Origin of the sequence: Winogradskyella marina, assembly GCF_015645385.1 — a bacterium.
Classification (GTDB): domain Bacteria; phylum Bacteroidota; class Bacteroidia; order Flavobacteriales; family Flavobacteriaceae; genus Winogradskyella; species Winogradskyella marina.
This window is the reverse complement of sequence record NZ_JADOET010000006.1, coordinates 222,345-231,335: the sequence shown is the minus strand read 5'-3', so window position 1 is coordinate 231,335 and position 8,991 is coordinate 222,345. Positions and strand designations below refer to the sequence as shown.

7 protein-coding genes are annotated in these 8,991 nt (G+C 31.0%); 1 reads left to right on the top strand and 6 read right to left on the bottom strand.

Annotated elements, in window-relative coordinates; translation table 11 throughout:
• On the bottom strand, window positions 1–1,017 hold a 1,017-nt coding region (locus ITJ86_RS09350; protein ID WP_195871371.1), incomplete at its 3' end, for an ATP-binding cassette domain-containing protein.
• 402 nt (window positions 1,018–1,419) lie between these two features.
• Here ITJ86_RS09350 and ITJ86_RS09345 point away from each other — a divergent pair.
• Window positions 1,420–2,106 carry a hypothetical protein gene (locus ITJ86_RS09345; protein ID WP_195871370.1) on the top strand — a complete coding sequence of 229 codons (687 nt, stop codon included), beginning with the start codon at window positions 1,420–1,422 and terminating at the stop codon, window positions 2,104–2,106.
• Window positions 2,107–2,474: 368 nt separating this feature from the next.
• Here ITJ86_RS09345 and ITJ86_RS09340 read toward each other — a convergent pair whose 3' ends face one another.
• From ITJ86_RS09340 to ITJ86_RS09320, 5 genes are all read right to left on the bottom strand, one after another.
• A complete protein-coding gene (locus ITJ86_RS09340; RefSeq protein ID WP_195871369.1) occupies window positions 2,475–3,263 on the bottom strand; it encodes an HNH endonuclease in 789 nt (262 codons plus the stop codon).
• Window positions 3,264–3,269: 6 nt separating this feature from the next.
• Complete coding sequence (locus ITJ86_RS09335; protein WP_195871368.1) at window positions 3,270–3,980, bottom strand: hypothetical protein; 711 nt, start codon at window positions 3,978–3,980, stop codon at window positions 3,270–3,272.
• 1,302 nt (window positions 3,981–5,282) lie between these two features.
• A complete protein-coding gene (locus tag ITJ86_RS09330; RefSeq protein ID WP_195871367.1) occupies window positions 5,283–5,969 on the bottom strand; it encodes an SLATT domain-containing protein in 687 nt (228 codons plus the stop codon).
• 456 nt (window positions 5,970–6,425) lie between these two features.
• Window positions 6,426–7,736: a hypothetical protein gene (locus ITJ86_RS09325; RefSeq protein WP_195871366.1), complete on the bottom strand. Its 1,311-nt coding sequence runs from the start codon at window positions 7,734–7,736 to the stop codon at window positions 6,426–6,428.
• A gap of 457 nt (window positions 7,737–8,193) precedes the next feature.
• On the bottom strand, window positions 8,194–8,838 hold the full coding sequence (locus ITJ86_RS09320) for a hypothetical protein (protein ID WP_195871365.1): 645 nt from the start codon (window positions 8,836–8,838) through the stop codon (window positions 8,194–8,196).
• Window positions 8,839–8,991: the final 153 nt, after the last annotated feature.

Here is an 8,991-nt window from a genome sequence, read left to right as displayed (position 1 = left end):
TCTTGCAATTAATATTAAACGTTGGGTTGCTGGTGATACTTTAAGAAACGAGGTGTTTTTTTCTTGACTTAAATTTAAGACGTCTAGCCACTGCGCAGCTGCTTGTATTTGTAAGGTTGATGGTGTTTGGTATAAGCCAATACTATCATAAAAGCCCGAAATAATCATGTGCTCTACGGTATGGCCGCGTTTAAATAATTCTAACATCGCTGGACTGATATAGCCGATCTTTTGTTTGATATCCCAAACACTTTCACCAGAGCCTTTTTTCTGTCCAAAGAGATACACCTCTTGACCATAGCCTTTGGTATTGTTGCCATAAATCATAGCGAGTAAGGTGGTTTTTCCTGAGCCATTTGGTCCCATTAAATGCCAAAATTCATTCTTTTTAATGGTCCAGTTAATGTCTTTAAGAATACATCGCTCTTCATAAGTCACATTAACATTCTTAAGCTCTACGAGCACGTCTGGAATGTTGGTATACGTTGTTATTGGTGATGGAATGACCTTATCAAAAACAAACTCCGTTTTCTTAAATTGATAAGCTTCAAGAGGGACTACAGTTTTAAGTTCAGCGTTTTTAAATGTAATTACATGCGTCATTATGGGTAAGAGATCATCTTGTCTGTTGAATATAAATACAATAGGCATGGCATTAGACAACTCTAATAACTGCTTTTTTAGTGCAGAAACAGCCGCTTTGTCTAAGGTTTCATACGGATTATTTAAGACGATGAAATCAGGCTTTTGTTGTAGTAGATACGCCAACAATGCTTTTTTTTGCTCACCCGTGGATAAGGTTCTAAGACTTCTGTTGCGTCCTGCGGTGAGCTCAAAATTATCGTGTTTGTCTTCCTCTTTAATGTATTGATTTAAAACGGAATTTGAAAATAAGACTCCTGTTTTGCCTTCTAATCCCGGTAATTTATAGGCACCACTTAGTAAGGGTGTTAACCAATGTCGTTGCGGTGAATGCGACGTTTCTTCAATGGCATAATGGTGTGGTGCGCGTGTCATGTGGTTTCGGGTTGGAGACGTATGGCCGTTTTATTATTTGAGGTTAACGTATGTTTTATTTCATGTTTAGAGCACTAATTTAGTAAATAGAAGTCAGAAAAGACACCTGCTTAGGGGTTTTGTAAGTAGGCAAGAACGACCCCTTTGATTATACCATTCTTATGCTTCTAAGCTAGCGTCACCAACCTTATTATTAGTGATACTGCTTACTTACTTTGGTTTATAATGCTATAAACTTGTTTTAAGCTACTTATAAGTATGGTATAACCACGCTATAACCTGTATTGATAAATTTTGTATATTGCTGTATTGTAGGTGTTTAACTTAAATTATGGTGTTATGGCAAAACAGACGGGAATTATCCCTTTAGTAGGGACGTTGAATGGTATTAATTTTTATTATTTGAATGGTCAGCCAATTGCACGAAAAGCGGGTGGTGGCTTTACGAGAAAAGCGATAAAAACGAAGGCTAGCATGAAACGTGTACGTGAAAATGCCAGTGAGTTTGGGCATTGTTCTGCGGTGAATAAGGCGTTTAGATCTGCGTTGGCGCCGTTTTATAAAGGGTATAGGTTTACGCATTTTCATAGTCGATTGATGAGCTTGTTTACACGTATAAAAGCCTTAGATACGACCCATAAACGTGGGGAACGCACTGTTGCTGATGGGATAGGGCAGGCGGAAGGTCTCCAATTATTAGAACAATTTAGTTATACACCAGCCTGTGCTGTACGGCAGGTTTTGCCTTTTGAGTTTGGTGTGTCTGACATTGATTTTACGTTGACCATTAGTGATTTTAATATTGAGCAGGTGGGTTTTGCGGAAGGTGCTACCCATATGGCACTGACTTATGGTGTTTTGGATTTTGATTTTGAGCACTTGAATTATGCCTTGCATTTGGCTCCTTCTATGGTTTTAGATCGTGATCATGCTAGTTCTACTTTAGTTTTAGAACCTGCTACGTTGCCTGGTGGTCTTGGTACTGCGCTTTGTGTGCTTGGTGTGCGGTTTTACCAAGAAGTGGATGGGGCTTTGTTTGTTTTGAATGCTAAAGGTAGTGTTGGTATTACGGTTTTGAAATGTTTGTAAAGGGATTGGGGTAGTGGAGGTGGTTTAGTTTGTTGTGACGCTCAGTGTTTTGTTGTAGTAGGTTTTTATTCCTTGTAATTGATAAGGGCTTTTCCGATACATTAAACCTCTTTTTCCGTTTTAGTTATTTGTTTCTATAATCTTCACGAATTGATTTTAAATTAGCTAAAGTTGGAAGTCTCGACTCTATTAATTAGTTTATTTCTTAAATGTACTAGATCGTGATTGTGTATGATTAGTTGCGTGGTTAAGCACTAAAACGAGGCCATAAAATTAACTGTAAAACCTGATAGGAATTTTGTAAGTAGGCTCTAACTAGCCATTAATTATTCACGGTGTTGTGAACTGGTGTTATGCGCAATGATATTCTACAACGTTCCCCATTTAGAATAACCACCTGCGTGGTCATTAAATTTATGAACTACTTCATCTACGAGATTCATAACTCCTTTTTTTTCATTATGATGCCAAGTAAAACCAAAAACTTTTGACTTTCTATTTAGTTTAGGGTTGGTTATATCTGCTAATTGTCGTTTAAGAATTTGATTTTCGTCTAAAAATTGAATTGGCTTACCTTTAGGTGTTAACTTAAAAGTGATTTTATTAGCAATATTTCTTAGTTCTGATAAAAGTTCTTTCTCTTTTATCAAATTATTATTTTTCGAAGCTGTAATCATTTTTTGTTCAATTGCTCTTATCTGCTTTTTGTTGGCTTCAAAAAATTCTTTATCTCTTTTCATTATTATTGCATTTCGTTTTTTTAAGACCTCAATAAATTCATCTTTATTCTTAGAAAAGCTTTTTTGTAAACCTTTAAGAGCATTTTCATAATGTAATTCACGAGTTGCAACTAATAAATCTTTAGAAAGGGTCGTACTAAAAATTGAGTGTTGACTAAAATCAGCCACCTTAATTGTTTTTTTAATTCCGTTTTTAATATACGTATGCGTTGAGTTTTTTACTTTAAGTGATTTTTCCACTAATTCTTTAACAGAGGTAGCAACCACAGAAACAGCCTTATCAGCTTTTTTCGATTGTTTTATAACTTGTGTTAGAACTTCATCACTTTGCTTTATTACTTTAGTGTCTATACTTTTCCACACAGGATATGCGCCAAGTGCTACAATAACACCTAATATTCCTAATATTTTTTTCATTCTTATTTACGAATTTATTTTATTGTCAATTTGTGTAACTATATCATTTTTAATGTCTTGTTTTATTTTATCCTTAAGTGCGTTATCTGAAAAATCTCCAGTCGCAAAGCCAACAATTAAAAATATTACAAATACTATTGGAGGAATTATTTTAGCAATTTTAAGCCATAAAATATCTAACATTTCATCTCTTTTTTTGCTCATCCTAATCCATATTCCAAATGAGAACTTATAGAATACATAAATCCAAATTACTAAAGCTGGAATCCAAAAGCCTAAAAATAGAACAAGTAGCCACTCAAAAAAACCTTCCCCTATTAGAACTAAGGTAGAAATCCCAACTTTATGAACATATTGTTCTATATGATTATCTGTACTCTTTAAATTAATCAAAATTGGTTTTTTACTTTCTAAGTCTTTATTAATCAATTCTTCCAATTCATCTTCGCTGTAAATACTATTCCAAGTAGAAATAGTTCTTTGTTCAAAATCCTTTCTACCTAAACTGAAATAATCTCTTATATTTTTGTAACCTAAAAATCCTTTTTTACTGTCCATTGAATCTTGGAAGGTATTTAGTTTAGAATCTAAATAATTATCAATGACAATTTCGATTTCTTCTTTATTGTAATTTGAAGCAACCACTTCTTCTTTTGGTTCAGAACAGCTTAGGATTGTTAACGTCGCTCCTAAAATCAAGAATAATTTTTTAATCAATTTAGTTATTTTTTTGGTTAGTTAATTTTGCGCAATATTGTTTTTACACTTGTTCACAACTAGTTTTATCATAACTTTCATTACGCATATCCCGTAAATTGAATAGGTGATCACAAAAGTTTCATAACCTAAAGTCGTGCACCACGAAGTTAATTCTATTTCTGTTAAAATCAATACGTAAAGTTACGTATAGGTCTTGTTGTCAACAGCTAAGTTAAAGGCTTCTTGTTAAAAGTACTTACGGTAAACCGTAATGCTTAAAATTCAAATACCAAAAAACCACAAAACCACCAAGCTTTCGCTAAGTGGTTTTTAATTTTATATTTAGATAATGTTATAAAAAAAGAGCTTTTATTTTTGCAATGACATTAGTATATGCAAACCGCATAAATAAACCAAAGGAACTTTTGTAAGTAGGCTAAGACTAGTAATAAATTATATACGGTGTAGGCAATTGACTTTTTATAATTTTATTCGGATAGTGATATAGTCCATATTAAAATAATATTTCCAATGATAGTGAATGAAACTCCAAAAAAAAATTAAAAAATAATGAAAATTGCAATTATTTCTTTAACATTTTTTTGACCATGTCTCTAACAATTAATAATGCTAACAAGATAAAACAACTACAAATAAAATATATTTCCGTTATAGTATTTTGATAGTTAATGTATAAATAAACTAAACCCGATATTGGCAGAATATATAATAAACTTGTTATAGGTTTTTTTTTGGTTGGAAGTTCTGGCTCTATATACTTTAGCCAACTACTTTTAATAAAAAGTGTAACTAAAATTAATAGCAGACTTTGAGGGAAATCATCCATTTCTTTATTATTTAGATTAATAAACTAACATCTAATCCAAATATAATGAGCGATTTATATTTGTACGTTTAAAAGTCTAGTTATTCGATGAAACAAAATTTTACGTAAGAAAAAACTTGTTTTTTATGATTAGTCATAGCATTTTAGTATAAAAACCACCATGAGCGTCAACTTTTATTAAAAAATCAGCAAACAATTAAAATCAGTAATAAAAACTTATAAATTATTACTCATAATCGATAATGTATGTAAATTCCTGAAATTTAGTATCTTAATTATTAACTGAATTAAAGCTTTCTTATCAATCAAAATAGACAATTAGTTCTGAGTGGTTTTTTAGCTTGTTGCCTGACGGTTTCGTATAACCGTCAGTTACGAGTTAATATGCGTTAATTTTCGGTTTGACACAGACGTTAGCAATTCCGAGTGGATTCGGACGTAGTCGAATCCGTCGTCATTGCGGTTATACATTGTTAAGGCACGATATTTATGTATTTTGCAATTAAAACAATTCCAGTAATTAAAATTGGAGGTGCAATTATCATAATTGAATACCATCCATAAACTTCCCAATTATATCTACGTTTAACTTTCTTTATATTGTCAGGTGTAACTTTTTTCGGTGCTACTTTTTCAAAATAGTCTATATTATTAATTTGGAACATATCATAGTCGATTGGCGAGTGATTTTGATAATTTCTCAATACATTTTGATATTTTTCAGATAGATTTTTCCCAAATAGATATATTTCATATTCCGATGGCTTTTTCTTTAAGGTTTTAAATACTCGTAAGTCATTATAAAGAATTGATAATTCAAGTCCACAATCGTGAAATATTCTTGCATTCAATTTATAATCTTGAGCATTCTCAAATTGGCTAACAACCAAAACTAAAATAGATAAAGCTGTAATTACGTAATTAATTATGTCTTCATTATTTCCAGTATTTATATTATAGACAGATATTAAACTTGCAATTATTAAATATGCAGAAAGAAATGCCAAACTAATATTCGATAATTTGGCTTTAACTTTTAGTCTTTTATCAGCATTAAATCGTGATGCTTTAGTCGACCAAATTTTGTAGTTCAATTCTTCCAGAAAACTTTTTTCTAAATATTTTTTCGGTCCGGTGAATTGGTTTGTCTTTTCTGTCATTCAATTTGTTTTGTCTAATGTGCCCGAACTAGTTATATAATAACCTTCATCACTCATATCCCTCAAATTTATCAGGTGATCACAAAAGTTTCATATCCTAAAGTCGTGCACCACGAAGTTAATTCTATTTCTTTTAAAATCTATACGTAACGTTACGTATAGGTCTTGTTAGCAACTGGCAAGTTAAAGGCTTCTTGTTAAAAGTACTTAGGGTAAACCGTAATGCTTAAAATTCAAAGCTCAAAAATCTAATATCCAATATCCATAAAACGCAAAAACCACTAAGCTTTCGTTAAGTGGTTTTTAAATTTATATTTAGAAAATGTTATAAAAGACGAGAACTTTTTTTGCTATTACATTGGTACATGCAAACCGAATAGAAAATCCGCGAGGATTTTCGTAAGTAGGCAAGAAGCCAGCAATAAATTATATACGGTGTTATGTGCAGGTATTTTTTTATCGTTTAAATAAGTTGTTATTAAATTCATTATATATTTCATTCACTAAAGAAATCAAATTGGTCAAATCTGATTGATTTTGGTCTAATTCTTTGAGTTTTTGGAAAGGGATTTCAATGTAAACTTCATAACCAAATGACATATCAAATTGATTCTTTCCAGATTTGAGCATTGAGTTTTTCCAGTCACATTTTTCTTTCCAGTTAAAGTTCAGACTTTTATCAAGAAGTTGTTCTATATCTGTCCAATCTTTTCCTCGTTTTTTTCTTCCAGTATATTTATGAAAATTCTCTTTGGTATAAAGAGTCTTTGTTAATTGGCTTTCCTTAAACCATAGACCTTGAAAAAACTTTTGAAAACTTGTAAATTTAATATGATAACTATAATTAATAGGGTATTCATCTCCTAAAATACTTAAACTATCATTAAATTCAGGGTCATTTGCGAACAAGCTATAGCCTTGACCTTTTGTATTTCCTGGATATATGCTAACACCAAGATTACCATTATCCTTAATCCAAAATATAATTTCTTTTGCCCAATCTTTATAAACTTCAAATCCTAATCTATCATTATAATTCAGTTTGTTAATCCTTGTACCTTTTGTAACTTCTTCAATTGTTGACTCTAACCTTCTTGTAATTGAACGTGTGTTTGTAGCTTGTAAAGCTGAAATTGATGGTTCGGGAAGCCATCTGAAATTATGTTGTTTTACTAATGCAATAAAATCGGATAGAAATCGATTTTGACTGTTCATAGTTTTTTCGAAACTTGATACTTTTACAGCAATCGCCATAAGTCTGGACCAATTAAAATCGAAAGCAGTTATATTTTCTCCGTAATTTTCTTGTGTAAATTCCTGTGGTTGATTTTGCTTATTTGTTATGTTAAGTATTTGATTGTAAAGTTGAGCAGTACAATTTACATTATCTCTTTTGGCTTCAAATACAAGTACAATGTTATTTATTTGAATTATTAAATCACAAATTGGGTCGTAATTCCTTTGGTGATTTTGTTCCCAAAAATCGGATATTTCCGCTTCGCTTAGTGATATTGCAAAGATATGCTCAAAATCAGTAATCTGACTTGCTTTTTTTTGAATATCAATATTTACGTTGCTTTCGCTTTCTAAGGACTCAAATAATTGATTGTAAAAGTTGGTACCTTTTAGAATCTCTTTGAATACTTCGTGAAAAAAAAGAGCATCTTCTTGTAATGAGATAGCCAAAGCTCTGGTCAAATCGTTTTCTAATTGATACGTTCTATTTTTATTGGTATAAGACTTAAAAATGTTTAAATGGCTGTTCATTGGTCTGTTTTATAGCTTGTTATATGTGAATATTTATCATTCATATCCCATAAATAAAACCTATTATAATAGTTTATTTATCTTTCTGAGGTAACATTAACAAATCTAATTCTTTAACCTCTAAATATGAATACGTAACGTTACTTATAGGTTTCGTTACCAACAGCCAAGTTAAACGCTTTTAGTCAAAAGTACTTACGGTAAACCGTAATGCTTAAAAATCTAATACACAATAACCAATAACCAATAACCAATAGCCAATAACCAAATTTCAAAAAACCACAAAACCACCAAGCTTTCGCTAAGTGGTTTTTAATTTTATATTTAGATAATGTTATAAAAAAAGAGCTTTTATTTTTGCTGTTACATTAGTATATACAAGCTGCAGGCATAATTCGTGAGGATTTTTGTAAGTAGGCTATAACTAGCGATAAATTATATATGGTGTTGTGTGTAGTTATTTTTTATCGGCTGAAATTATATGTTGTCTAAAAAATTGTTCCGGTTTTTCCACTTTACGAGATACATTAGGAATAATATCTGTATAATATTCTGTTCCTTGAATTCTTATTGTTTCCCAATCAAACTGTTTTAGTATTTCCAAATTATCTGCTAGTAAATCTTTGAAATTTGGGTCTTTAGTTTGTTTTTTATTAATGGGAATAAATCTTGCAGTCGGATAATCACCACAATCAGTATCACTTATTTGAGAAAATTCAATTATTTCTCCGTTAGTAAGTTTTACTTTTATTGTTGAATTATATTCTGATAGACAACCTAAATCTCCAGTATATGAGATTGTAAATACAGTTAAGTCGTCAACTCTTATTAGATTTCCACTAATTGTTCTACCAAGTTTGTTTTTTCCAAATTTCGACCAACTTTCAGTTCTGGTTTTTTTAGACTTACTAAATTCATCAATTTCTACAGTTGCTTCTACAGTACTTTCAATTTCTGTTATTGTTTTTACTTTATTTATTTTTTCCCAAGTACCGTTTTCGTAAACATTAATAGTGTCTCCTTTCATCGTGACTGCTTTTTCTTGTGCAGATATTGTCATTGAAAGTAATAAAATCGTAAAAATTGTAATTGTGTTTTTCATATTGTTTTTCTTTTTGTGTGCTTATACACAGCTATTATTATTATTATTATTATAATCACCTTCATCACTCATATTCCGTAAATTGAACAGGTGATCACAAAAGTTTCATATCTTAATTCTATTTCTGTTAAAATCTATACGTAAAGTTAGGTA

Excerpts from the sequence above, each read along its gene's own strand:
- ITJ86_RS09330 (WP_195871367.1), bottom strand. The coding sequence starts at position 5,969 with ATGACAGAAAAGACAAACCAATTCACCGGACCGAAAAAATATTTAGAA.
- ITJ86_RS09340 (WP_195871369.1), bottom strand. The coding sequence starts at position 3,263 with ATGAAAAAAATATTAGGAATATTAGGTGTTATTGTAGCACTTGGCGCA.
- ITJ86_RS09325 (WP_195871366.1), bottom strand. The coding sequence starts at position 7,736 with ATGAACAGCCATTTAAACATTTTTAAGTCTTATACCAATAAAAATAGA.
- ITJ86_RS09320 (WP_195871365.1), bottom strand. The coding sequence starts at position 8,838 with ATGAAAAACACAATTACAATTTTTACGATTTTATTACTTTCAATGACA.